The 25,116-nt window shown below is 60.9% G+C and carries 26 protein-coding genes; 9 read left to right on the forward strand and 17 right to left on the reverse strand.

Going from position 1 to position 25,116, the window contains the following annotated elements:
• The first annotated feature begins 56 nt into the window (after positions 1–56).
• Positions 57–1,028: a COX15/CtaA family protein gene (locus tag N4J17_RS14230; protein WP_198323823.1), complete on the forward strand. Its 972-nt coding sequence runs from the start codon at positions 57–59 to the stop codon at positions 1,026–1,028.
• On the opposite strand, the gene N4J17_RS14235 is transcribed toward N4J17_RS14230, so the two are convergent.
• Genes N4J17_RS14235 through N4J17_RS14270 form a run of 8 tightly spaced genes read right to left on the reverse strand, consistent with a single transcriptional unit; the run spans position 1,013 to position 8,376 of the window.
• Positions 1,013–1,726 (reverse strand): hypothetical protein, encoded by a 714-nt coding sequence (locus tag N4J17_RS14235; protein ID WP_198323822.1) that lies wholly within the window; start codon positions 1,724–1,726, stop codon positions 1,013–1,015. The genes N4J17_RS14230 and N4J17_RS14235 overlap by 16 nt on opposite strands.
• Positions 1,723–2,463 carry a type III pantothenate kinase gene (locus tag N4J17_RS14240; RefSeq protein WP_198323821.1) on the reverse strand — a complete coding sequence of 247 codons (741 nt, stop codon included), beginning with the start codon at positions 2,461–2,463 and terminating at the stop codon, positions 1,723–1,725. The genes N4J17_RS14235 and N4J17_RS14240 overlap by 4 nt, the downstream gene beginning before the upstream one ends.
• Positions 2,460–3,455 carry a biotin--[acetyl-CoA-carboxylase] ligase gene (locus N4J17_RS14245; RefSeq protein WP_198323820.1) on the reverse strand — a complete coding sequence of 332 codons (996 nt, stop codon included), beginning with the start codon at positions 3,453–3,455 and terminating at the stop codon, positions 2,460–2,462. The genes N4J17_RS14240 and N4J17_RS14245 overlap by 4 nt, the downstream gene beginning before the upstream one ends.
• The gene (locus tag N4J17_RS14250; protein ID WP_198323819.1) at positions 3,452–4,759 is read right to left on the reverse strand and encodes a replication-associated recombination protein A; all 1,308 of its coding nucleotides are present in this window, start codon (positions 4,757–4,759) and stop codon (positions 3,452–3,454) included. The genes N4J17_RS14245 and N4J17_RS14250 overlap by 4 nt, the downstream gene beginning before the upstream one ends.
• Before the next feature lie 6 nt (positions 4,760–4,765).
• The gene (lolA, locus tag N4J17_RS14255; protein ID WP_198323818.1) at positions 4,766–5,389 is read right to left on the reverse strand and encodes an outer membrane lipoprotein chaperone LolA; all 624 of its coding nucleotides are present in this window, start codon (positions 5,387–5,389) and stop codon (positions 4,766–4,768) included.
• A gap of 4 nt (positions 5,390–5,393) precedes the next feature.
• Complete coding sequence (gene purB, locus N4J17_RS14260) at positions 5,394–6,755, reverse strand: adenylosuccinate lyase (protein ID WP_198323817.1); 1,362 nt, start codon at positions 6,753–6,755, stop codon at positions 5,394–5,396.
• A 21-nt stretch (positions 6,756–6,776) separates the two neighbouring features.
• Entirely contained in the window at positions 6,777–7,892 is a 1,116-nt protein-coding gene (gene mnmA / locus N4J17_RS14265; protein WP_198323816.1) for a tRNA 2-thiouridine(34) synthase MnmA, read from the reverse strand.
• A 7-nt stretch (positions 7,893–7,899) separates the two neighbouring features.
• Positions 7,900–8,376 (reverse strand): NUDIX hydrolase, encoded by a 477-nt coding sequence (locus N4J17_RS14270; RefSeq protein ID WP_198323815.1) that lies wholly within the window; start codon positions 8,374–8,376, stop codon positions 7,900–7,902.
• Between the two features lie 109 nt (positions 8,377–8,485).
• Between N4J17_RS14270 and N4J17_RS14275 the strand changes: the two genes are divergently transcribed.
• The 3 genes from N4J17_RS14275 to clpA all read left to right on the forward strand — a co-directional run bounded on the left by N4J17_RS14275 (position 8,486) and on the right by clpA (position 11,938).
• Positions 8,486–9,235 (forward strand): elongation factor-1 alpha, encoded by a 750-nt coding sequence (locus N4J17_RS14275; RefSeq protein WP_198323814.1) that lies wholly within the window; start codon positions 8,486–8,488, stop codon positions 9,233–9,235.
• Between the two features lie 83 nt (positions 9,236–9,318).
• Positions 9,319–9,639, forward strand: a complete 321-nt coding sequence (gene clpS / locus N4J17_RS14280; protein ID WP_010961041.1) for an ATP-dependent Clp protease adapter ClpS — start codon at positions 9,319–9,321, stop codon at positions 9,637–9,639.
• Positions 9,640–9,667: 28 nt separating this feature from the next.
• Positions 9,668–11,938, forward strand: a complete 2,271-nt coding sequence (gene clpA / locus N4J17_RS14285; protein ID WP_198323813.1) for an ATP-dependent Clp protease ATP-binding subunit ClpA — start codon at positions 9,668–9,670, stop codon at positions 11,936–11,938.
• Between the two features lie 13 nt (positions 11,939–11,951).
• Here the strand turns inward: clpA and infA are convergent, their stop codons facing one another.
• The 4 genes from infA to N4J17_RS14305 are packed head-to-tail and all read right to left on the reverse strand — an operon-like array spanning position 11,952 to position 14,773.
• Positions 11,952–12,170, reverse strand: a complete 219-nt coding sequence (gene infA / locus N4J17_RS14290) for a translation initiation factor IF-1 (protein ID WP_010961043.1) — start codon at positions 12,168–12,170, stop codon at positions 11,952–11,954.
• Positions 12,171–12,198: 28 nt separating this feature from the next.
• Positions 12,199–12,924, reverse strand: coding sequence for an arginyltransferase (locus N4J17_RS14295; RefSeq protein WP_198323812.1), 726 nt, complete (start codon positions 12,922–12,924; stop codon positions 12,199–12,201).
• Complete coding sequence (gene aat, locus N4J17_RS14300) at positions 12,924–13,631, reverse strand: leucyl/phenylalanyl-tRNA--protein transferase (RefSeq protein WP_198323811.1); 708 nt, start codon at positions 13,629–13,631, stop codon at positions 12,924–12,926. Before aat ends, N4J17_RS14295 begins: the two co-directional genes overlap by 1 nt.
• Positions 13,625–14,773, reverse strand: coding sequence for a GNAT family N-acetyltransferase (locus N4J17_RS14305; protein WP_198323810.1), 1,149 nt, complete (start codon positions 14,771–14,773; stop codon positions 13,625–13,627). The genes aat and N4J17_RS14305 overlap by 7 nt, the downstream gene beginning before the upstream one ends.
• Positions 14,774–14,862: 89 nt before the next feature.
• Between N4J17_RS14305 and ettA the strand changes: the two genes are divergently transcribed.
• A complete protein-coding gene (gene ettA, locus N4J17_RS14310) occupies positions 14,863–16,530 on the forward strand; it encodes an energy-dependent translational throttle protein EttA (RefSeq protein WP_198323809.1) in 1,668 nt (555 codons plus the stop codon).
• 10 nt (positions 16,531–16,540) lie between these two features.
• The gene (locus N4J17_RS14315; protein ID WP_232470664.1) at positions 16,541–17,440 is read left to right on the forward strand and encodes an ATP-binding protein; all 900 of its coding nucleotides are present in this window, start codon (positions 16,541–16,543) and stop codon (positions 17,438–17,440) included.
• A 102-nt stretch (positions 17,441–17,542) separates the two neighbouring features.
• Here N4J17_RS14315 and amoB read toward each other — a convergent pair whose 3' ends face one another.
• From amoB to amoC, 3 genes are all read right to left on the reverse strand, one after another.
• Positions 17,543–18,787: a bacterial ammonia monooxygenase, subunit AmoB gene (gene amoB, locus N4J17_RS14320; RefSeq protein WP_338457608.1), complete on the reverse strand. Its 1,245-nt coding sequence runs from the start codon at positions 18,785–18,787 to the stop codon at positions 17,543–17,545.
• Between the two features lie 97 nt (positions 18,788–18,884).
• Positions 18,885–19,628: a bacterial ammonia monooxygenase, subunit AmoA gene (gene amoA / locus N4J17_RS14325; protein ID WP_198324339.1), complete on the reverse strand. Its 744-nt coding sequence runs from the start codon at positions 19,626–19,628 to the stop codon at positions 18,885–18,887.
• A 148-nt stretch (positions 19,629–19,776) separates the two neighbouring features.
• The gene (gene amoC / locus N4J17_RS14330; RefSeq protein WP_338457609.1) at positions 19,777–20,559 is read right to left on the reverse strand and encodes a bacterial ammonia monooxygenase, subunit AmoC; all 783 of its coding nucleotides are present in this window, start codon (positions 20,557–20,559) and stop codon (positions 19,777–19,779) included.
• A gap of 325 nt (positions 20,560–20,884) precedes the next feature.
• On the opposite strand from amoC, the gene N4J17_RS14335 reads away from it, so the two are divergent.
• Both N4J17_RS14335 and N4J17_RS14340 read left to right on the forward strand, forming a co-directional pair.
• Positions 20,885–21,217: a c-type cytochrome gene (locus tag N4J17_RS14335; RefSeq protein WP_277458304.1), complete on the forward strand. Its 333-nt coding sequence runs from the start codon at positions 20,885–20,887 to the stop codon at positions 21,215–21,217.
• Complete coding sequence (locus N4J17_RS14340; RefSeq protein ID WP_198322661.1) at positions 21,214–22,494, forward strand: NAD(P)/FAD-dependent oxidoreductase; 1,281 nt, start codon at positions 21,214–21,216, stop codon at positions 22,492–22,494. The genes N4J17_RS14335 and N4J17_RS14340 overlap by 4 nt, the downstream gene beginning before the upstream one ends.
• Here the strand turns inward: N4J17_RS14340 and N4J17_RS14345 are convergent.
• A complete protein-coding gene (locus tag N4J17_RS14345; RefSeq protein ID WP_198322660.1) occupies positions 22,469–23,623 on the reverse strand; it encodes a cation diffusion facilitator family transporter in 1,155 nt (384 codons plus the stop codon). The genes N4J17_RS14340 and N4J17_RS14345 overlap by 26 nt on opposite strands.
• Before the next feature lie 25 nt (positions 23,624–23,648).
• Entirely contained in the window at positions 23,649–24,245 is a 597-nt protein-coding gene (locus N4J17_RS14350) for a DUF4202 domain-containing protein (RefSeq protein ID WP_198322659.1), read from the reverse strand.
• Positions 24,246–24,367: 122 nt separating this feature from the next.
• Here N4J17_RS14350 and N4J17_RS14355 point away from each other — a divergent pair, with 122 nt between their 5' ends.
• Positions 24,368–25,087 carry a dienelactone hydrolase family protein gene (locus N4J17_RS14355; protein ID WP_198322658.1) on the forward strand — a complete coding sequence of 240 codons (720 nt, stop codon included), beginning with the start codon at positions 24,368–24,370 and terminating at the stop codon, positions 25,085–25,087.
• Positions 25,088–25,116 lie beyond the last annotated feature (29 nt).

A 25,116-nucleotide genomic window follows, 5' to 3' on the forward strand; every position in this document is an offset into this window, starting at 1 on the left:
CACCCAGCCCTCTCCCAACATAGAGAGGAGAGGGCGAATGACTTCGAGATCGCATCATGCAATGCAACACTGCTCCCGATGCAGGTAGCCGGTTCGCCCGGATCGGCATCATCACCATCGCCGCCGTCTATTTTTTGATCATGGTGGGCGGCATCGTCAGAGCCTCGGGTGCCGGCATGGGCTGCCCGGACTGGCCGACCTGCTTCGGCCGGCTGGTGCCGCCTACGGACGAATCACAGCTTCCGGCCGACTACCACGAAATCTACGCCGAGCGCGGTTATGCCGACACCCGCTTCAACCCGGTCAAAACCTGGACCGAATACGTCAACCGACTGGTAGGCGTCAGCATCGGCCTGCTGATCATCGCCACGTTGTACCGCTCCCTCGCCTTTTGGAAGACCGATCGGACCGTGACCTGGCTCGCGCTGACGGTGTTCCTTGCGGTGGGTTTCCAGGGCTGGCTGGGCTCCGCCGTGGTGGCCAGCAATCTGCGCCCGGTCATGATCACGGCCCACATGCTGATGGCGTTCGCCATCGTCTGCCTGCTGATTTACGCAGTCACGCGTTCGCAGCGCCGTTATTTCGCCGCCTTGGACCTGTCCGGCCTGCCCCCACGCTTCCGCACGGTCCTGATGGCGGCCATGGGTATGACTCTCCTGCAGATCACCATGGGTACCCAGATTCGAGAATCGGTGGACGTCATGGCTGCAACCTCCGCGGCAGACCGCAGCCTGTGGCGCGAAAACTTCCCGCTCATCTTCTACGTCCACCGCTCCTTCTCCGCCTTGATCCTCGGCGTCAACCTTTGGTTGGCCTGGAAGACGGTCAAGTCCGTGCCGGCAGGCTCGCTCTATGCCCGCTTCGGAATGGCCCTGGCAGGGCTCGTAGTCGCCGCCATCGCCGCCGGCGTCACGCTGGACCGGTTCGGTTTTCCGGCCATCGCCCAGCCGCTGCACCTGGTCTTGGCGAATCTCATATTCGGCACCCAGTTCTTCCTTTTCATCGCCGCCCGCTACGCCGGCCGTTGAGGCTTGGGTGGCGGGCAGTGATTGAGCGAGGGCACCGACACATCCGGATTCTCGCCGCGCAGCTGGATCATGACTTCATCCAGCTCCAGCGGCGACTTCTCCCAGACGAACTGTATCCAGACCGTTTCGGACGGGGTGATCCGGGGCCGGATCTGCGTCCGCACGTTGAGTTTAGACAAGCGGACCACCTCGGTTTCGGCCTCCTCCCGGGTCTTGAAGATGCCGAGCGAAATCGCACCCGCCATCTCGCCCTTGTCGATCAGCCATACATCCTTGATACCCTTGTCCATCAGCATCTTGCGATTGCCCTTGGCCTCATCCATGTTCTCTGCCTTGGGATAGAGCAGCCAGTAGCCATCCAGCGATTCCGAGGATTCACTGGTCACATTCGCCCTGTCGATCCACTCCTTGACCAGAGCCAGCACCCGTCGCGCTTCGGCCGCCTCGGCAAACGGTCCGATACGGTAGCAGGACCCCTCGGCGGATGGCAGCTCGCTCTCGGCCCTCGTCGGCGGCGGGGTATCGAGCGGAGGACTCGGGATGCCGCCGCGGGTATCTGCGACCTCCGAGCGTAACAACAATCTTCCCGGTGCCTCGACAGCCTTGACGTCGATGTGCCGCTTGGTGTCGCGATGCCCCAGGCTCCATAGGAAAAAAGCCACATTGGCAGTAAGGAGGAAGTAGAAAAGGAATCTCATGGCGAACGCTCCGCTACGGCATGCAGGCCTTCGAGAACGAGGTGAGGCACCAACTGGACCGGACCCTCGATGTAGGGACGGAGCATCGCGGCATCGCCGCCGGTGAGCAGCACTACGGGCTCGGTCGCCAGGAGCCTCGCCGCCCGCCCCAGTGACTCCCTTATCAAACCCACCGCCGAATAGAGAATACCGCTGGACAACGCGGGTGCGGTGCGGTTGCAGAAGAAGTCGTTGCCGCTTTCCACCTCTCCCGCCAAAGCCTCCAGGGACGTCAGCGCCGTGCGCATCAGCGAAAGACCGGGACCAATCACACCGCCCCGATGCCGGCCCTCACCGTCCAGCAGGTCGATGGTCAAGGCAGTACCGGCGCTGACGATGCAGCAGGCGTCGCGGTGCATCCGCCAAGCTCCGATCAGCCCGAGCCAGCGGTCGACACCCAAGCGGGCCGGATCCGGATAGGCGTTGACGACTCCCATGGCCGAAGCCTCACTGCATAGGAAACGGACCGGCACGGCCCAGCGGGCCGACGCCCAGTCCGCGACCAGCCGGCCCATCCTCGCGCCGGCGACGTTGGACACCAGAACGGCCTCCGGCCGCGGCAGCTCCGCCATCTGGCTTTCGCACGCACCTGCCAGGCTGGACGCGTCCGTGGCGAACGCACCGCCGAAGGTGTACCGTCCCGGCTCGGATCGCGCCCATTTCACCCGCGAATTGCCGATGTCGATCAACAGCTTCACAGCGCTCTCACCCGTACGTCGCCGGATGCGAATTCACGCACCGGACCGTCCTCGCATGCCAGCAGCAGCAGTCCTTCCGCCGAGACACCGACGATCCGCCCCGTCCACACCCGGTCACCCTGTTGCACGCTGGCCTGGGCGCCTTCGAAGCTGTGGTAGCCGCGCCATTCCTCGAGATACGGCGCAAGCCCGGTGGTTTCGTAACCCGCCAGCATGGGGGCCAATTCGTTGAGCATCCCGGCGATCAGCCGATTGCGCGAGACGCCGGCGCCTCCCGGAATCCGCGCCAGGTCGACCCAGTCCTGATCGATGGACCCGGCGTGGCGGTCCGGAAGATTCATGTTGAGGCCGATCCCGATCACGACAGCGTATTGGCCATTGGCCTCCCCCGTCACCTCGATCAGAATGCCACCCAGCTTGCGGCGCGACCACAGGACGTCGTTCGGCCATTTGAGTGCCGCATCGCTGATGCCCTGCGCCCGTAAGGCCCGTACCGCAGCCACGCCCACGGCGAGGCTAAGACCGGAAAAACCCGCCCGGCCGAACCGCCAGAGCAGGGACAAATAGACGTTGCCGCACAGGGGCGACACCCACGCCCGGCCAATCCGTCCCTTTCCGGCGCTCTGCCGCTCGGCCAGGCAGACGGTGCCGGCCGGTGCGCCTTCGGCCGCCCGCCGCATGAGGTGATCATTGGTGGAGGCAAGCTGCGCATGAACTTCGATAAGGCCGATGGCTTCCGCCGCCGTACCGGTCAGTGCGCCCGCTATCACCTTCCCGTCCAGCAGCTCCAGCGGATGCGCCAGTCGGTAGCCCATGCCGGGTACGGCGTATACTTCCACCCCCAGGGCGCGCAGCTCCTCGATGCGCTTCCAGACCCCGGTGCGGCTGCAACCCGAGCTCGCAGCAATGGCTTCGCCGGAATGGAAGCCGCCATCGGCCAGCAATGAGAGCAGGCTGCGGGCAGCCGCGGAAAGACCGGCCGTGGTGCTCAACGCTCGTCCGCCTCCTTGTCCAGCGCCTTGAGACGCTCCAGCTTCTCGGCGATCTTGATCTCCATGCCGCGATTGACCGGGCGGTAGTATTCCCGCCGCTCCAGCCCATCGGGGAAATAGTTTTCGCCCGGCACGTAGGCGTCCGGATAATCGTGCGCATAGCGGTATTCCTTGCCGTAATCCAGGCTCTTCATCAAGCCTGTCGGTGCGTTGCGCAGATGCAGGGGCACCGGCAGACTGCCCGCCTGGGCGGCGTCTGCCCGCGCGGCCTTGTAGGCCTCGTAAACTGCATTGCTCTTGGGGGCGACGGCCAAATACACAACGGCCTGCGCCAGGGCCAGCTCGCCCTCCGGGCTGCCGAGGCGCTCCTGGGCGTTCCAGGCATTCAAGCACAGCTCCAGCGCCTTGGGGTCCGCATTGCCGATGTCCTCGGACGCGATCCGCACCAGGCGCCGGGCCAAATAGAGCGGATCGCAGCCCCCATCCAGCATCCGGCACAACCAGTACAATGCGGCATCGGGCGAACTGCCGCGCACCGATTTGTGCAGTGCGGAAATTTGGTTGTAGAACTCCTCGCCCTGCTTGTCGAAACGGCGCGTGGTGCCAGACGCCAGGACCTGCCGCGCGATCTCTTCGCTCACCACCGTCTGGCCCGCATCCAGCAGGTCTGCGGTGATTTCCAGGAGGTTCAGCAAGCGCCGGGCATCACCGTCGGCGGCACGGACGTAAGCCATGCGCACGGGGCCGGGCATCTCCAGACCGCGTCCGCCCAGGCCGTGCTCAGCGTCCGACAATGCGCGCTCGATGACGCCCAACAGATCGGCCTCGCTCAGCGCCTTCAGCACATAGACCCTGGCCCGCGACAGCAAGGCGGCGTTGACCTCGAACGAGGGATTTTCGGTGGTGGCACCGATGAAGCTGACCGTGCCGTCCTCGACGTGGGCCAGAAACGCGTCCTGCTGCGATTTATTGAAACGGTGCACCTCGTCGACGAACAGGACGGCGCGGCGGCCGGCCGCCTTGAATTTCACCGCCTGAGCCAAGGCTTCGCGGATTTCCTTCACCCCCGACAACACCGCGGAAACCGGCAGAAACTCGGCGTCGGCATGGCGGGCGACCAGCCGCGCCAGAGTCGTCTTGCCGGTGCCGGGCGGACCCCAAAAAATCATCGAATGGAGGCGGCCTCGCCGGATCGACTCGTACAGCGGCCGGCCCGGCTCGATGAGGTGAGTCTGGCCGACGTACTCGTCCAGCGTCCGGGGACGCAACCGGTCGGCCAGCGGCTGGGAGAAGTCAACAAACACCGGCGGCTACTTGTCCTCGAACACGTCCACGCCGGCCGGCGGGCTGAACTGGAACAGCTTGGGGTCGAGCGTAATGCCGGTCCGGAGGTTGGCGAAATAGATGCGTGTCAACTGGCCGAAATTGTCGCTCAGCTCCATGCCGGCCAGCTTGTCGCCTTCGAGCCCGATCAGCACATAACGGAATCCGCCTTCCTCCGACTTGGGCACCAGCTTGATCCAGTACATGCCCTCCTCGGCCCCCTGGTCCTCGATGGTAAAATTGTCCTCCAGCGCCATTTCGCCGCTCAGCAGCAAGGCCGGCGTCGAACCCACGGCCTGACCGAGTTTCTTGGCCGTCACCTGTTCCAGGTCGACATCGTAGAACCAGACCTTGCCACCGCTGGAGACGATTTGCTGGCGGTAGGGCTTGGTGTAATCCCAGCGAAACTTACCGGGCCGCTGCAAGTAGAAGGAACCCTTGCTCTCCTGCCGGGGTCGACCGCTTTCGTCGAGCTGGACCTGGGTGAAGTCGGCCTGCAGGGTGCGGGCGGAATCCAGAAAATTTTTCAGCCGGCTCTGCGGCGTGGTCTCAGCCTGCGCGAGGCTCAGGAACAGCAGCGGCAGCGCGATCAGGTATCGGAAGGCAGGCATGGACTCAGATGGCTTTGGCGAAGGCTTCAGCGTAGCCGATGTAGTCGCGTGGGGCCAGTGCTGCCAGGCGGCGGCGCGCTTCCTCCGGTATCTCCAGGGTCTCGACGAAGGCACGCAGTCCCTCCGCGTCCACCCGCTGGCCGCGGGTCAAGACCTTGAGCTTCTCATAGGGCTGTTCCACGCCATAGCGGCGCATCACGGTCTGGATCGCCTCGGCCAGCACCTCCCAGTTGCCATCGAGATCAGCCTCCAGTACCGGAGGGCTCAGCTCCAGCTTGCCCAGTCCTTTCAAGGTCGAAGCGAGCGCAATGAGCAGATGGGCGAAACCGACGCCGAGATTGCGCAGCACCGTGGAATCGCTCAGATCGCGCTGCCAGCGCGAGATCGGCAACTTCTCGGCGAAATGCGAGAACAGCGCGTTGGCGAGACCGAGGTTGCCTTCCGAGTTCTCGAAATCGATCGGGTTGACTTTGTGCGGCATGGTGGACGAGCCGACTTCGCCGGCCACGGTCTTCTGCCTGAAAAAACCCAGTGAGATATAACCCCAGACGTCGCGGTCGAAGTCGATCAGCACCGTGCCGAAACGGCTGTAGGCATGGCATAGCTCGGCCAGATAATCGTGCGGCTCGATCTGTATGGTGTAAGGGTTCCAGGCCAGCCCCAGCGACTCGACGAAGGCTTGCGCCAGTTTGGGCCAATCGACTTCGGGGTAAGCGACCGCATGGGCATTGAAATTGCCGACCGCACCATTGATCTTGCCCATCAGCGTCACCGCCGCTACTTGCTCGCGTTGACGCGCCAGCCGCGCGGCAACGTTGGCGAACTCCTTCCCCACCGTGGTGGGCGTTGCCGGCTGGCCGTGAGTGCGCGAAAGCATCGGCTGGCCGGCATAGGCATGCGCCCGTTCCCGCACCGCGGCAATCAGTTCGTCCATCGCCGGCAGCAGGACAGTGTCACGGGCTTCCTTCACCATCAGCCCATAGGCGAGATTGTTGATGTCTTCGGAGGTGCAGGCGAAATGGATGAACTCGGCGATCCGCTCCAGTTCGGGGCAGCCCTTGATCTTCTCTTTCAGGAAATATTCGACCGCCTTGACGTCATGGTTGGTGGTCCGCTCGATGGTCTTGACCCGTTCGGCATCCTCTTCACCGAATTCGTTCACGATCCGGTGCAGGCGATCGCGCGCTCCGTCACTCAAAGAGGGAACCTCGATGATCGCGGGCTCGGCCGCCAGCACCTCCAGCCAGCGCAATTCGACCAGGATCCGGAACCGGATGAGACCGTATTCGCTGAAAGTGTTGCGGAGGGCGTCGGCCTTGTCGGCGTAACGGCCGTCTACCGGCGATAATGCCTTGATGGACTTCATAGTTTTCCTTATGTCTAGATCTTAGGCGGCTTCGGCCTTCGAACCCGTATTGAAGGTCTGGTCGATGACGCCACCGCCGAGGCAGCGATCGTCCTGGTAAAACACGACCGACTGGCCCGGAGTCACGGCGCGCTGGGGCCGGGCGAACACGACCTCCAGGCGGTCTTCACCGAGCAGACGGATGCGACAGTCCTGGTCGCTCTGGCGGTAGCGGGTCTTGGCTGCACAATACAGTATCTCGCTGGGCGCAGGACCGGCACCATCGACCCAATGGAGCCGGCTGGCCAGCAGCCCATCCCGGTAGAGCAGGGGGTGATCGTGACCCTGGCCGACCACCAGCACGTTGTTGGTCAGATCCTTGTCCAACACATACCACGGCTCCCGTCCGCCCGCCCTGGTGCCGCCGATGCCGAGTCCGGAACGCTGGCCTAGCGTGTAGTACATCAGGCCGTCGTGCCGGCCGAGGAGCACGCCATCCGGTGTGCGGATATCCCCCGGCTGGGCCGGCAGATAACGGGCGAGGAAGTCCTTGAAGCGCCGTTCGCCGATGAAACAGATGCCGGTACTGTCCTTCTTGGCGTCGTTGGCAAAACCGGCCCGGGTGGCCAATGCGCGCACCTCGGTCTTGTTCAGCCCACCCAGGGGGAACAGAGTACGGGCGAGCTGGTCCTGCTGCAGAGTGTAAAGGAAATAGCTCTGATCCTTACCGGCATCACATCCCTTGAAGAGCTGCAACCGACCGTCGTCTTCCACCACCCGGGCATAATGCCCCATGGCGATGAGATCGGCGCCCAGGTCTTCGGCATAGTCGAGGAAGGCTTTGAACTTGATCTGCTTGTTACAGAGGATGTCGGGATTCGGCGTCCGGCCGGCCCGGTATTCGCTCAGGAACACCTCGAACACATCATCCCAGTATTCCGCAGCGAAGTTAACCGCATGCAGCTCGACCCCTAAACGCTCACAGACCTGCCTGGCGTCGGCGAAATCCTGCACGGCCGTGCAGTACTTGGTACCATCGTCCTCCTCCCAGTTCTTCATGAACAGGCCGCTGACACGGTAACCCTGGCGGAGCAGCAGCAAGGCGGTGACCGACGAATCCACCCCTCCCGACATCCCAACGACCACATGCTGCTTCATTTCCACCTCAGCCGAGCACGGGCTTAAAAAGGCTGAGCGGATGGCGCTCACCCCGCAGGTAGTCCTCCACCGTTCGCAGCACCAATGGGCTACGATGGCGGCTTCGCTCGCGCAGCAACTCGTCCCGGCTCAGCCAGAGCGCCCGCTCGATGCCGTCGTCCAGCTTGACCTCACCCTCGGGGGCTTCGGCCCGCCCGGTAATGGCGATGCGCAGGAAACTCCTACCGGATTCCATGTGACGCCATAAATAGATGCCGGTCACCGCCTCCGGCACCAGACGCCAGCCTGTCTCTTCCAGCGTCTCTCGGACCGCGGCATCGACCACGGATTCCGCCGCTTCGACGTGGCCCGCCGGCTGATTGATGACGAGTTCGGAGGATGCGCCGGCGCGCTCTTCCACACAGAGAAAACGGCCATCCCGTTCGATGACGGCGGCAACCGTGACCCGAGGACGGCCGTCCGACGGGGTTTCCAAATTTTGCATACTGTTTTCAATTGAGAGCGAATTGAGTTGTCAATTCGCGTATGTTATTAAGCCTTGTAAGACGCAGGATTCGCCTGCGAAGTTCGTGATGATCATGGGAGCCGCGGGAATGCCGCTGAACTTGAGCAACTTGGGTACATCGGTCAAGTTGTTATTTTCCGGTTATTTGATTGTCGTCGCAATCGGCTACGGCTTGGCCATGGTGCAGATCCTGTTCACGCATGGCATGGCCGATGGCAAGTTCGGACTGTCGATCGATGATATCGTGTACAGCTATTACGGCAACCGCTCGGGTTCGATGCTGGAGGCCAAGCTCAACGGATCGATGAAGGCCAATGCACCGGACGAGGTACGGTTCCAGATCATCCAATGGGTCCGGGACGGTGCCGACGAAAGCACCTATATCCGGCAGATCAAGCCCCTGTTCGAAGCGCATTGCACAGGCTGCCACAATGCCGACAGCGGATTGCCGGATTTCACCCGCTATGAAAGCATCAAGGCGCGGGCGCAATCGGACGAAGGCGCGACGTTTTCGTCGTTGACACGGGTCTCGCACATCCATATGTTCGGCATCGCCTTCATCTTCATGTTTGTCGGCATGATTTTTTCGTTGGCTTCTGGCGTACCCTGCAAGCTCAAGTGCTCGGCCATCCTCATGCCGTATATTTTCCTGCTGCTGGACATCGCCTCCTGGTGGCTCACGAAACTCGACCGCCATTTCGCCCTTCTTGTCGTCATGGGCGGCGGCGGCCTCGCCATGGCTTTCGTATTCATGTGGGTGGTGTCGATGTACGAAATGTGGATACTGCCGCGGCAGCTGCCTTATGTAGACCAGCGTGACGCACTCCGGCGGTGCTGATGCCAGCCGCCGGCTTGATCTCGTAAAATCGAGGCCCATATTCCTAGCAAAGACAACCATCTTTTCATGGGAACGACGGACAGATGTCTCAGGAATCGGATCACGGCTCCGGCGACGGTTTGGCCCTCCAGGAGGCCCAGCCCAAGGTCAAGCGTCCACCGCTGTACAAAGTCATGCTGTTGAATGATGATTTCACTCCGATGGAGTTCGTCGTTCATGTGCTGATGCTGTTTTTCGGCATGAACGAAGAGAAAGCGACGCAAGTGATGCTGCATGTGCATACGCGGGGCGTAGGGGTATGCGGGGTCTTTTCCAAAGACGTGGCGGAAACCAAGGTGCAACAGGTCAATGCCCATGCCCGTCAGAACCAGCATCCCCTCCTCTGCACCATGGAAGAAGCCTAACTTTTACCAGTCTCGAGCAGGTTCCAGTATGTTGAGCAAAGAACTCGAACAATCATTGAATTCGGCCTTCCGTACCGCCTACGAGAAACGCCATGAGTTCATTACCGTGGAGCACCTGCTGCTGGCCATGCTCGACAACGGCGCCGCCATCGAAGTCCTGCGTGCCTGTGGCGGCAATCTCGATCTGCTCCGCAAAGAACTGAACGAATTCCTGGATGAAACCACGCCGCTGATACCGGCCGGCGTCAAGCGCGATACCCAGCCCACGCTGGGATTCCAGCGGGTGCTCCAGCGCGCGGCCTTTCACGTGCAATCATCGGGGAAAAAGGAAGTCACCGGAGCAAACGTCCTGGTCGCCATCTTCAGTGAACAGGACTCGCACGCCGTTTATCTGCTGCACAAACAGGACATCACCCGCCTCGACGTGGTGAACTTCATTTCCCATGGCATCTCCAAGGTGCGGGACGAGGCCGACGGCGTATCGAGGGGTGCCGCACCCGAATCCGATGAAGCGGAAAGCGGGGGCAGTGCCAACCCGCTCGAAAAATTCGCGACCAATCTCAACGAGTCCGCCCGGCGCGGGAAGATCGACCCGCTGATCGGCCGCAAGGACGAACTCGAACGTACCGTCCAGGTGCTGTGCCGCAGAAGGAAGAACAATCCGCTGTTCGTCGGCGAAGCCGGCGTGGGCAAAACCGCTATCGCCGAGGGACTGGCGAAGAAAATCGTCGAAAACGACGTACCCGAAGTGCTCAAGGACAGCACGATCTATTCCCTGGATCTCGGCAGCCTGGTGGCGGGAACCAAGTACCGCGGCGATTTCGAGAAGCGTCTGAAGTCGCTCCTGGCGCAGCTGAAGAAAGAGCCGAATGCCATCCTGTTCATCGACGAGATTCACACCATCATCGGCGCTGGCTCTGCCTCAGGAGGGGTGATGGATGCGTCCAATCTGATCAAACCGGTTCTGGCCTCGGGTGAATTGCGCTGCATCGGCTCGACGACCTATCAGGAGTACCGCGGCATTTTCGAGAAAGACCGAGCCTTGGCACGCCGCTTCCAGAAAATCGATATTCCCGAACCATCGGTCGAAGAGACCTACCAGATCCTCAAAGGGCTGAAAACCCGGTTCGAACAGCACCATGATGTCAAATATTCCCTCGCTGCGCTGCGGACCGCGGTGGAATTGTCAGACCGGTACATCAACGACCGCCATCTCCCCGACAAGGCCATCGACGTCATCGACGAGGCGGGAGCCAATCAGCGCCTTCTGCCGCCGTCGCGTCGTAAGAAAACCATCGGCACGGTGGACATCGAGGACATCGTTTCGAAGATCGCGCGGATTCCCGCCAAAACCGTGTCGGCCAACGACAAGGAAAAATTGCGTGACCTGGAATCCAACCTCAAGATGCTGGTCTTCGGCCAGGATGAGGCCATATCCGCACTGGCATCGGCGATCAAGTTGTCCCGCGCCGGTCTGCGCGACGGTCAGAAACCCATAGGTTCGTTCCTTTTTGCTGGCCCCACTGGCGTAGGCAAAACGGAAGTGACCCGCCAGCTCGCCCATATGCTCGGTGTCGAACTGATCCGTTTCGACATGTCGGAGTACATGGAGCGGCATACGGTGTCCCGGTTGATCGGGGCACCGCCGGGCTATGTCGGATTCGACCAAGGCGGACTCCTGACCGAAGCCATCAACAAGCATCCGCACGCCGTGCTGTTGCTCGACGAGATCGAAAAAGCACACCCTGACGTCTTCAACCTGCTGTTGCAGGTGATGGATCACGGTACGCTCACCGACAACAACGGACGCAAGGCCGATTTCCGTAACATCATCCTGGTCATGACCACCAATGCCGGGGCTTTCGAGGGTGCCCGCCCGTCGATAGGTTTCACTCCGCAAGACCACTCCACGGATAGCTTGAAAGCGATCGAACGCACCTTCTCGCCCGAGTTCCGGAACCGCCTTGATGCGATCATCCAGTTTAACCCGCTCAGCCCGGAAACGATCGGGCATGTGGTGGACAAATTCATCTTCGAACTCGAAGCCCAGTTGGCCGAAAAGCAGGTGTCTCTGGTCATCGAGCCGGATGCTCGAGCATGGCTGGCCGAGCACGGCTTCGACCCGAAGATGGGCGCGCGCCCAATGGCACGTGTGATCCAGGAAAACATCAAGAAACCATTGGCCGAAGAAATTCTGTTCGGCCGTCTTGCGCATGGAGGCACGGTGCGAGTCAGCGCTTCCGCCGACAGGCTGACATTCACCTACGAAACGCGCCAGAAAACCGCCGAGCCCGTGTGACCACGGGCTGGCGCTAGCGGTGGCGGAAGGTGATGCGGGCCTTGCTTAGATCGTAAGGGGTGAGTTCAACTTTGACGCGGTCACCGGTCAGAATCCGGATATAATTTTTCCTCATCTTGCCGGAAATATGGGCGATGACCACATGTCCATTATCCAGTTGAACGCGGAAAGTCGTGTTAGGCAGGGTTTCGATGACCTTGCCTTCCATTTCGATATGATCTTCTTTCGACATCTGTTCACAGGGTAAAAAATTTACAAAATTATAGCATGCTCGAAGGCAGCGGCTCATCCACTTCGAACCTGAACCATCGGTTTGCGACAAGCGCTTCCAATGGTCTGTATCTCGCCTTGTATTCCATCTTGCGGCAACCACCTATCCAATACCCGAGATAAAGCCACTCCCATCCAAGCCGGCAGGCCTCCGATATCTGCCACAAAATGGCCAGTGACCCCAGACTCCGCTCTGCGGCGTTGGGATCAAAAAAGGTGTATACGGCGGATAAGGCTCCGGGCACATGATCGACGACCGCCACGCCGAGCAAATCCGAGCGTGAGCGGAACTCCACGAAGCGGGTTTCCGCCCAGGAGCTCGCCAGAAACGACCAGTAGTCATCCCGAGAAACGGGTGCGTCGGTGGGATGCCGCACCGCCAGATATCGGACATAAAGCTGAAACTGTCGCTCGTCGAAGCGGGCGGCACAGGCGTGAATCTCGACGTCTGCATTCCGCTTGAGAATACGCCGATAACCACGAGTGAAACGAAAATCCTCCACGGGAAGACGCACCGGGATACAGGCATTACACCCACTGCAGCACGGCCGGTACACCCAGTTTCCGCTGCGCCGGAACCCTTGTTCCAAGAGCCCACGATAGCTTTGCGGAGAAAGCGGATGATGCGGTGAAACATAGGCAAAGCGCGCGTTCCGCCCCGGCATATAGCCACAGGGATGCCCAGGCCCCCTCCAAAGTGCCACCCGTTCCAGCATCAAGGAAAGTCCCCCGGGGTACGCTGCCATGCCTGAGGATCGACGGGCATTTCCGAATATTCGGACACCATGGCCTGAAATTCGCTGCGTGGAATGGCAGATGCTCCCAAACTGGCGAGATGGGAACTGTAAACCTGACAGTCTATCATCCGGTAACCCCAGGCAGATAGACAGGCCACGGCAAACGCCAGCGCTGCCTTCGAGGCATCCGTCACCCTGTGGAACATCGATTCCCCGTAAAAGATCTGCCCCATCGCCACACCGTATAGCCCGCCCACCAGAACGCCATCCTGCCAAGCCTCGAAAGAGTGCGCAAAACCGGCGCGGTGGAAAGCGAGGTAAGCCGACCGCATGTCGGCAGTCAGCCAGATTCCCACCGATTTTCCCCGTGGCTCAGCACAAGCCGTGATCACCTCCACGAAAGCCCGATCGAAGCTGAATCGAAATGTCCGCCGGCGCAATGTTTTGCGCAGGCTCCGCGAAATCCGCAGTTTTTCCGGAAAAAGCACCAACCTGGGATCCGGGGACCACCACAGGATCGGATCCCCCTCGCCATACCAGGGAAATATCCCGCGCCGGTAGGCCAGTTCCAGACGAGCGACGCTCAATGAACCGCCCACCGCTAGAAGACCGTTCGGCTCCTTCAGAGCGGCATCGGGAGGAGGAAATGCTTGCCGTTCGTCGTTGGGATCAATGAGAGTCAGCATCCGGATTCCTTCTTGAACGGCAGCCGGCTTTCGAGCATCTGCATATAAGCTTCCACATGCAAGCGCTCGGCTTCGACATGACGGGCAATCGCCGCGCGCAAACGCGGATCGGCAATCCAATGGGCCGACCAGGTCGCAGTGGGCACGAACCCCCGGCTGACCTTATGCTCACCCTGGGCACCGGGCTGGAAGCAACGAAGCCCACGTTCCAGACAAAACTCCAGGCCCTGATAGTAGCAAACCTCGAAGTGGAGAGAAGGCACCTCCTCTAAAGCTCCCCAATAGCGACCGTACAAAGTGTCCCCGCCCACGAGGAAAAAACCGGCAGCGATCAGTTCGGACCCGCGCCTTGCGACGACGAGCATGATCTTTTCGCCCATGGTTTCACCGATTCGCCGGAAAAACCCTGCGTTCAAGGCGGGGTAGTTGCCGTGCTTGTCGAATGTGCGCCGGTACAGAGCATGAAAGCGATTCCAGGTCACAGCATCGACTTCGCTTCCGCAGACCCTTTCGATTTCTATCCCGGCCTCGAAAACCTGCCGCCGCTCCCGTTTCAGCTCCTTTCGCCTTTTCGCATTGAATCGGTCCAGGAAATCCGAGAAGTCTCGGTAACCGGCGTTATGCCAGTGGAACTGGCATCCCATACGCCGAACCAGCATCGGTGCTTCGAGCAGCACCGGATCGGTACAGAACAGCCAGTGCATGGATGACATGCCAGCCGACTTCCCGACCTCGATGGCGCGATCCAGCATGATTTCCCGTGCGGAATCCGGGACCCCCGCCGGCGCCAGCAGACGCCGGCCCGTAACGGGAGTGAATGGCGAGGCGATCACCCACTTCGGGTAATATGCCAGGCCGGCTCCCGCATGCGCTTCGGCCCAAGCCCAATCGAATACGAATTCCCCGAACGAATTGGTCTTGAGGTAGGCAGGCATGGCAGCGAATGGAGCATCCTTCCCCACTTCAGTGAACGAGAGATGCATGGGAATCCACCCAATGGCTTCACCCAGGCAACCCGTCTCCTCCAGCGCCGACAGAAACTCATGACTCAGCGGCGCATCGGGACTGCCGAATGTGTCCCACAACATCGCCGGCACATCGGCCAATCTCGAATGTACGCGTATGCTGAGTTCAGCGTTCATCTGCTGTCCCGGCTTCTCAAGCAAACCTGTCCCTCACGGCTCGGATCGTGAAATAATATTATGATCCAATGTCCCTTAACGCACTCAAAATGGCACAATATATTTACACCATGAACCGGGTTTCCAAGATTGTCCCACCCAAGCGGACGATCCTGGAAAACATTTCGCTCTCCTTCTTCCCCGGTGCCAAGATCGGCGTACTCGGTCTCAACGGTGCCGGCAAGTCCACCCTGCTTCGCATCATGGCAGGCGTCGACAAGGAATACGACGGGGAAGCGCGGCCGCAACCTGGTATCCGGATCGGCTACCTCGCACAAGAACCTCAACTGGATCCGACAAAAACGGTGCGCGGGAACGTCGAGGATGGTGTCGCCGAGACCAAAGCCCTCCTTGACAGGTTCAACGAAATCAGCAATGCCTTCGGCGAGCCGGACGCGGATTTCGACCAGCTCCTTGCCGAACAGGCCGAACTCCAGGAAAAGATCGATGCGGCCGGCGCCTGGGAGCTGGACCGAAAACTGGAAATCGCCGCCGATGCCCTGAGGCTCCCAGACTGGGACGCCGACGTCGCCAGACTCTCGGGTGGCGAACGGCGTCGCGTCGCCCTCTGCCGCCTCCTCCTGTCCAACCCGGACATGTTGCTGCTCGACGAGCCGACCAACCATCTCGATGCCGAGTCCGTGGCCTGGCTGGAAAGGTTCCTCCAAGACTATCCCGGGACGGTCGTCGCCGTCACTCACGATCGCTATTTCCTGGACAATGTAGCCGGCTGGATTCTGGAACTCGACCGGGGCCGCGGGATTCCGTGGGAAGGTAATTACTCCTCATGGCTGGAACAAAAAGAAGCCCGCCTAGAGATGGAAGAAAAACAGGAAACCGCCCGCATGAAAGCCATGAAGGCGGAACTTGAATGGGTGAGATCCAACCCGAAAGGCCGGCATGCCAAAAGCAAGGCGCGCCTGGCCAGGTTCGAAGAATTGAGCCAAAACGACGTACAGAAACGGAACGAAACCAAGGAAATCTACATTCCGCCAGGCCCCCGCCTGGGCGATCTGGTCGTCGAATTCGACGGGGTCAGCAAGGGGTTCAACGGACGTATTCTAGTCGAAAACTTGAGTTTCCGGCTGCCGCCCGGGGGTATCGTCGGCGTGATCGGCCCCAATGGCGCCGGCAAAACCACGCTGTTCCGCATGATCGCCGGACTGGAAACGCCGGATCAAGGCTCGATCCGTATCGGACCTACGGTCAAACTGGCCTATGTCGAACAGTTTCGGGAACATATGGATGACAGCAAGACCGTTTGGGAAGAAATTTCCGATGGTCTGGATATGATTGCGGTCGGAAACTATCAAACCCCTTCGCGTGCCTACGTGGGACGCTTCAACTTCAAGGGTTCGGATCAACAGAAACGCATCGGTGAACTGTCGGGGGGTGAGCGGAACCGGGTCCACCTCGCCAAGCTGCTCCGCAGCGGCGGCAATGTCCTCTTGCTCGACGAACCCACCAACGACCTCGACGTCGAAACACTCCGCGCTTTGGAAGATGCCCTGCTGGATTTTCCCGGCTGCGCGGTGGTGATTTCCCACGACCGCTGGTTTCTGGACCGCATAGCCACCCACATCCTTGCATTTGAAGGAGAAAGCGAAGTCGCGTGGTTCGAAGGCAATTACGCCGATTACGAGGCTGACCGTCGCCGCCGCCTGGGCGAGGAAGTGAATACGCCGCGCCGGATCAAGTACAAACGAATCGATGCATGAATCATCGTCAATGACGCCGGAGAAGATCGACCTCTTGCTGGCAGCTGTGCAAAGGCTGGCCGAAGCCGTGGAGCGGCTCGCGCCACCGAATCTTCCCCCTGTTGACTGGACGCACAAGGCTTACCGTTGGCGCGGCAGGGAGTGCAAATCTCCCTTGATGCCCGTGCGGCGACTTCACGACATCGGCCTTCGCGATCTTCTGTGCATTGATCGCCAAAAGTCGGCACTGGTACGCAACACCCGCCAGTTCCTCCACGGCTTACCTTCCAACAATGCGCTGCTTTGGGGATCGAAAGGAACGGGAAAGTCCTCCCTCGTCAAGGCGCTGCTTCACGATTACGCCGACTCCGGACTTCGCCTCATCGAAGTGGAAAAAACCCATCTCGCGGAATTGCCGGACATCATCGAATACATCCATGATCGTCCGGAGCGCTTCATCCTATTTTTCGATGATCTGTCATTCGAATGTGAAGAACCCGGCTACAAAGCTCTTAAATCTGCGCTCGACGGTTCCACAAGCGTTCTGAGTGCCAACCTGTTGATCTATGTCACCTCCAATCGCCGCCATCTGTTGCCGGAATATATGGCGGAGAACCTGGAAGCGCGTCCCGCTGGAAATGAAATCCACCCAGGCGATTCGGTCGAGGAGAAAATATCGCTGTCCGAGCGATTCGGTCTCTGGCTGTCCTTCCATCCGTTCTCCCAGGACGATTATCTGGCGATGGTCGAATACTGGCTGACGAAGCTGGGAGCTTCCGATCTGAAATCCAACTGGAATGATATTCGAGGGGAAGCCTTACGCTGGGCACTCGCTCGCGGATCGCGTAGCGGACGGGTCGCATGGCAATTTGCACGCGAGTGGAGTGGAAGGACGGCTCTAGCACCCTCACCGGAAGTCCCTGCTGCCTGATCAAAACAAAACTCCATAAAACAAAACCCCCGGCCGACAACGGTCGGGGGTTTTGGCTTTCATCACCGCAAGGGGAGTCCCGAAGGACTCCCCCTCAGGCGATTACATGAACGACGGGATCAGCGGGGCGTCGACCTGTACGATCTGACGGTTGCCCGTGGCGTCGAAGAAGAACAGCAGACCGGCGAAGCGGCTGTCCGGATCGTAGATGATGTCGGACAGGCGATACACTTCCCATGCCGCATCCGACGCCGTCACGTCGACCGTGCGGGTCTCACCCGGCGCGATCGGGCTGTTGTCGCTGACGCTCAGGCCGTCTTCGGCCAGCAGGTCTTCCGGATAACCGGTGGTGTCTTTGTACACGTCGGAATCCAGGAAACGCACCGAGGCAGTGTAGAACTCACCCAGCCGGATCGGGCTGTTGCCATGGTTGGTGATGGTCAGCTTCATCCGCATGGCGCGGCCCGGCACCCGGTAGGTGGCGTCTTCCACTTTCACCGACACCGTCGGCGCCGGCAGTTCCAGCGGCTTCATGCCACGCATGGTTCCGGCCTGCAGCGGGATGGTGATCGGGTACTTGCTGTTGGTGCTGGACATGGCCATGACCACGATCAGAATGGTGGCGGCCAAGAAGCCCATCGCAACCTTGCGGTCGGTGCCCGAGACCAGTTCGTCCCCACGACCGGCATCCACCATCAGCAGACGGGGGATGAAGATCGGACGACGCGACCAGTAGGCGATCCAGGCGACACCGATGGCATACCAGAACGCGTGCCAGAAGTAGGTGTTGCCTTCGTTGTAGGTCTCCAGGTCGATCGTCTGACCGGTCAGGGTGGTGATGGGGTTGCGGAATTCACTCATGGAGCCTTCCACGGTGATCCATTTGCCGGGGCCGATGATCGGTCCGCCACCCTGGACGTTCATCATGGTGTGAACGTGCCAGTCACCCGGACGACGGGCTTTGAGAACCACCCGGAAGTCGTAGGTCTTGCCGATTTCCAGACGCACCGAGCGCGGCACCAGCTGGCCACCGATGTACGATTCCTTACGGATGAACACCGGACCCGGCATGCCGACGTTGAGGAACGCCACATCCGGTTCGTCGACCGTTTCCGGCCAGCCTTCGAACACGTGGAACTTGCCTTTGATTTCCACGGTTTCGTTGATTTTGACTTTCTCTTTCGACCAGCTCAGGTCGTACCAGTGGATGGTACGCATGCGCATGAACGCCGCCTGCGATTTTTCACCGTGGGCGCTGGCGCTCGGCGCATAGAAGCTGGTGGCTGCCACGGCGGACAGCAGTCCGATTGCAGACCATTTTGCAATCCGGTCCTTTATTGTTTTCATGATCTCTCCTCTTTCGAGTTCTTGCTGTTGGGTCACTCGCCGGCCTGTCGCCAAGCCGGACGACGGTCTTTCACTCACAGGTCTTGCCGCAGCCCGATCAGGTGCTCTGCAGGAACCGTTCGTTGGAGAACCAGCGACCGATGAAGTGCCACATGAAGTAGATCAGGATCGACATGAACGCGGAGAAGAATGCCGATACCGGGGCGACGTCCTTACCGAAGGTACGCAGGGTGCCCTTCTCTACCATGCGGATGTACTCGGGCGTGCCGGTACGCACATAGTTGTAACCCTGGATGTCGGCAACCGACATCAGCATGCCGTTGTATTCCACCGGCACGTGCAGCGGCGCGATGATCGGCCAGTTGCCCGGGTAGAAGATCAGACCCCAACCCATCGCACCGACGATGGCGGTGAACAGGTAGCTGCCCGACAGCATCAGTACGGTGTCCAGGATGATGGCGCCCGGCACCAGCGAGGCGGGGAACACGAAGTTGATCGGGAAGTAGGTCCAGCCCCAGAAGTTGAAGTAGCGGTTGATCCACTCACCCAGCAGCAGGCCGAGTACGCAGACAGTCGCTCCCCAGGGCAGACGAAACCGCTCCCACAGGTAGGATTGGACGGCCGCCGGGAAGGTGACCAGCACGATCGGAGTCACGGTGACCCACAGACGCCGGTCTTTCCAGTCCGACCAGAAGTCCCAGTCGCCCATGGTGAGCATGGCGTGAATGTGGTACGAGCCCACGATCACGAAGAACACCACGAACAACGCCATCCAGTCGATGGTCCGGGATACCTGGACCGCTTCGGCGTGCGAACGAACCGCAGATTGCGCAGCACTCATTAAAGTTACCTCCAAATTTGTCGTTTTCTTATTTTCGACGGGAGCCGGGACCACCCGCCCCCCGTCGCCGCGAGTCCTTTCCGGCCGCCGGTCCGGCCCGGGGTCTGTGCGCCAGCACCCCCACCGGCCCGCCGGCCTGCGAAGTTCCTTATTTCGCGATCAAGCCTTCGTCCACGGCTTCACACAGGGATTGTCCCAGTCCGCCCTGGGCAAAGCTGTAGAAGGTCTGGGTCAGGGTGCCCATGACGGCCAGCGCCAGCCAGCCGAAGATCACGAAGCCGTAGTGCAGCGGCGCCACGAACAGCTCTTCCATGAACCAGAAGGTGTGGCCCCACTCGTTTAGACCCACGTTCGGCAGAATCATGAACGGACCCACCACCAGCACCAGGTACGGCAGCGAAATGCCCTTCGCAAAGAACGGCAGACGCGTCTTGGCGTAGATGAACGCCGCAAAACCGGTGATGATGTAGATCGGGTAGCTCAGATAGAACTCGATGATGTGCGACGGCGTGAAGTCGGTGTCGCGCACGATCGTCTGATGCCAGGTGCCGTCCTGCTCGGTGAAGTAGGAAGCGCCCCAGTAGAGGGCCCAGGCGTAGGCCACCAGCCAGGTCAGGTGGGTGAAGTTGCGGCGCAGCTCTTCACGCGGGGTCAGCGCGGCCAGGTTGCGGTCGCGAGTCTTCCAGAGATAACCCCACAGGATCGAAGCCGTCACGATCTCCAGGACGATCTCGGTGTACAGGAAGTTCATCCAGTAGGTTTCAAACTCCGGTGCGAACGAGTCCAGACCGGCGGACCAGCCGTAAACACCTTCGTACCAGCGCACCCATATGTAGAACACGGTGTAGATCGCCAGCGCAAACGTGAGCCACTTTTTGTCCAGCAGCGGCGCTTCGGCCGCGGCTGCACCACCCAAAGTTGTTGCTGCCATTGTTTGATCCTCCTAATAGTGATGGTTGAAAGGAGCCGGCGTTCGGCGCCGACACCCTACTTCTCTTAATTCCTTATCATTTCTGCCTCTGACTGGCATTCGATTGGTCCAGCAACAGAGGCGGTTCCGGTCCCTCGGGTATGGGGAGTCTATCACCCTTCATCATACTGTCAAGAAAAATATGCGACATTTTGACGCAGGCCATGTTTCATATAAATCAATTACATATGTAAATTTTGCCGTGGCGCATCCCTATAAAATCCAGGCTTGGTCGAATCGGCATGCTTGATAAAATCGGGGGAGCCGATCCTTGCAGGACACTCCCGTGACACAGCCGCTGAACATCCCTCGTGACGTGCTATCGTTTTCCAGAGCCGCCTACCTTGGCATGATCGTTCTCGCTCTCTGTTTCCCCGCCCGCGCCGAAAAGCTGGATACGGTTTTGGCTGCACTGGGTTGTCTCGGCTGCCATGCCGAGGAAGAGAAGCAGATTACCGAACCGGCATCATTACGCCGCTTCGACGCTAAGGACATTGCGTCCGTATTACGGGAGTATCGTGAGGGCAAACGATCGGGCACGGTCATGAACCGCATCGCTGCCGGGCTCACGGACGATGAAATCGAAAGGATCGCCGCCTTTCTGGGAAAGAAGCCATGATTCCCAGGCGCCGATTCCTGCGCCAGTTGGCAACCTGCAGCTTGGGTTGGGGATTGGGTGCCTGCGCTTCTGGCAGATATCTTCGCGCCAGCGGCTCCGGCGGGCGCGTCGTGATCGTTGGCGGCGGCTATGGCGGCGCCACGGCAGCCCGCTATCTGAAGCGGATGAATCCCGATCTGACGGTCACGCTGATCGAGCCGCAGGACGCCTATCTTTCCTGTCCCGGATCGAACGAAACGATCGCCGGCCTCGGAGACGGAGAAGCACTCGTGCGTTCTTATGATTGGTTGCAGCAGGAGCTGGATATAAGGAAGGTGACGGCCAAGGTCGCCCGCCTGGAACGGTCGCGGCGGCAAGTCGTACTGCAGGACGGCGCCGAAGTTCCCTACGACCGCCTGGTCCTCTCCCCTGGCATCGACTTTCGCTGGGATGCGATAGAAGGCTATGACGAAGCGGCGAGCCGTATCGCTCCCCATGCCTGGAAGGCGGGCCCTCAGACCGCGCTGCTCGCCAGGCAGATTCGCTCCATGCCCGACGGTGGGCTGGTGCTGATCACCGCGCCGCCCAATCCCTACCGCTGCCCGCCAGGTCCTTATGAACGCGCCTCGCTGATCGCCTGTTATTTGAAAAAGCACAAACCTCGGTCAAAGGTCCTGATCCTGGACGCCAAGACCCGCTTTTCCAAGCAGCCAGCGTTCGAACAGGCTTGGCGCGAACTGTATGGCGACATGGTGGAATGGATTTCCTCGGAAAAACAGGGGCGGCTGGAGCGGGTCGATGCCGCCGCGCGGACCGTGGAGACCGAATTCGACACCTTCCGGGCCGACGTGCTCAACGTCATCCCACCCCAGAAGGCCGGGCTTTTGGCGGACCAGTCGGGGCTGACGGACTCTTCCGGCTGGTGCCCGGTCGACCCGTTGAGCTTCGCATCGGTCTATGATCCGGCGGTCCATGTCATCGGCGATGCCTGCCAGCCGGGCCCCATGCCCAAATCGGCTTTCTCAGCCAACTCCCAGGCGAAGGTGTGTGCGGCTGCCATCGTTGCCTCGCTTGCCGGCGAACCGCCGGCGGAACCCTTGCTGATCAACCACTGCTACAGCTTCGTCGCATCCGACCAGGCCATTTCCATCACTGGCGTGTACGGTTACTCGCCAGACGAACGGCAGCTCACGATCCGATCGTCCGGTGAGACGCCACCTCACGGCGACCGCAGGCAAGAGGCAAACCACGCCCGAGCCTGGCAGCGCAGTTTCAGGAAGGATGTCTTCGGCTACTGACGCCACCCTTTCGGCGCCGGGCACCCCGCCATGCCACCAGAATCAGGACTAAACCGAACAGAGCCGAGGCGAGCGAAAGGTCGAGCCAGAGGCCAGATACCGCCATACTGGAGATGCCGCCGACGAGCAAGAGGATTCCCGACACCAAGGTGAACAGAAGCCGACGCGGCTTCCGCGAGCGGGTAGCCAACCGCGCGGAGCACGGATCCAGAATTTCCGGAGCGGTCTCGGGAAATGGCTCGTGATGGCCAAAGGACGCAGGATCTTCGATCGGTTCGATGTGGGTCACGACGGTCAAATTCGCCAGCGCGCGCCCAAGGTTGGCCTCGATCTCCTCTGCCAGATCGTGCGCCGCCTGTACCGTCCAGGCTCCGGGCACCAGGATATGTACGCTCATGAAGCGATGCGCTCCAGACTGGCGGGTTCTCAAGTCGTGGAAGCCGACGCCACGCTCGCGGAATGCCTCGAGAACACCTCGTATCTTCAAGTGTTCTTCCGCCGGAAGCGACGCATCGAGCAAGCCGGCAATGGTGCGGCGGATGAGGCCCGCACCGGTCCACACGATGTTCAAGCCCACCAGCGCGGCGACCCCTGGGTCGAAATCGTGCCAGCCGGTGAGCCCGGCGGCGGCCACGCCACAAACGACCCCGATCGAAGTCCAGACGTCGGTTAGCAGATGCTTTCCGTCCGCTTCCAGGACGATGGAGCCGGCTTTCCGTCCCACCGAAACCAACAGCCAGCCGACCAGACCATTGAGCGCCGCTGCTGCGACCGACAGCCCCAGGCCGAGATCGAGCGCCGCCAGTTCACGGGGATGCAGATAGCGGTCCCAGGCCGCGAATAGAATCGCGCCGGCCGCCACCATGATCAGTACGCCTTCGAATCCGCTGGCGAAGTACTCCGCCTTGCCGTGCCCGAAGTGATGCTGCGCGTCCGCCGGCTGCGCCGACAACCTCAGCATCGCCAGCGCCACGATCGCGGCCGATAGATTGACTATCGACTCCAGGGCATCCGACAGCAGCCCCACCGAACCCGTGATCCGATAGGCGACTGCCTTGACCGCCATGGTGAGGATCGCCACGAAGATCGACAGCCACGCATAGCGGGTGAGCGACCCTTGCCGCATCATCGCCCCGTCCCCGAAAGACCCGGACTCAAGGGGCCACGGTCTCCAGCGCCTTGGCCACGACGGCGCCGAGATGCCCCGGAAGAGCGAGTTCCAGCGCGCGGACCCGGGCCGCGTCCGACATCTTCCTCCAAGTTTTGCGGACGATGTCGACGAGCTTGGATTCGTCCTGACCGGCGGCGAAAGGGGCGAAATAGTACTCCAGGAAAACCAGGCAAGCCGTGTCCTCGAGTGTTTGCGATTCCGGGTCGGTCCGCAGATCCCGCTTGCTCAGCAGCCGTTTCGTCCGCCGGATCGAATCTTCGTCGTAACCGGCCATGGCCATGATGAGTCCGAGCTGGTCACCATGAAATCCGTACAGGCGGGTCCGCCAACGCAGATAGCCTTCGCGGGTGGCAGGATAGTCGCTGCGCGGAATCTCCCAGCGCCTGATGTGCTGTCCCCGCGCGGCCAATCGCAGAGCTTCGGATGCAGCGGGACAAAGCCGCTCGAGGCATCCGGTCATCCGCCGGCCATAGAGCAGCTCCTTGGGATGCAATGCCCCTTCCCACTCCTCGCGATTCGGATCCTCGGCATTGGCGGCATCGATCGCCTGCAGCGCCCGGTTGAAACGATCGGAAGTCATAGGATGCAACTCCACGGAACACACTGGCCGCGCATTGTATCACCCCGTCGGGCCAGCTTGCGGGACGCTGGAAAGCCGGAGAAAATCACGGCCCCTGGCCGATCAGAACGAGAAACGCATCCATGGCTGTGCAGACACGCGAAATCGATTATCACCATGCCGATACGCTGCTATCGGGCTATTTCGCCTGGGACGACAAGTTTCCTCTGCCCCGTCCCGGCGTTCTCGTCTCCCACGCCTGGGGCGGGCGCGACGCTTTCGTGTGCGACAAGGCCAGGCGGCTGGCGGAATTGGGCTATGCCGCATTCGCTCTGGACATGTACGGCAAAGGGGTATTGGGCAGCGGGCCGGAGCAGAACGCCCAGCTCATGGCGCCGTTCATGGCGGACCGGGGACTCCTGCAGTCCAGGATGACCGCGGCACTGGACACCGTGCGATCGCTTTCCGAAGTCGATCCCGGACGCATCGCGGCGATGGGATTCTGCTTCGGCGGCTTGTGCGTCCTCGATCTCGCCCGGACCGGGGCCGATCTCCGGGGGGCGATCAGCTTCCACGGCCTGTTCATTCCGCCGGGTAACACGGTGGGTCGGAAAATCCGCGCCAAGGTGCTGGTGCTGCACGGTTACGAGGATCCCATGGCGCCGCCGGAACAGGCCATCGCCCTGGGCCGCGAGCTGACCGAGGCCGGTGCCGACTGGCAAATCCACATGTACGGCCACACCCTCCACGCCTTCACCAACCCCTTGGCCAACGACCGTGGTTTCGGCACCGTTTACGACCCCACGGCCGACCGGCGCTCCTGGCAGGCGATGCAGAATTTCCTGACCGAAGTGTTAAACTAGCCAGTCACGTCATTCCCGCCCCATTGACA

It is taken from the genome of Methylococcus capsulatus (assembly GCF_036864975.1).
Lineage (GTDB): Bacteria > Pseudomonadota > Gammaproteobacteria > Methylococcales > Methylococcaceae > Methylococcus.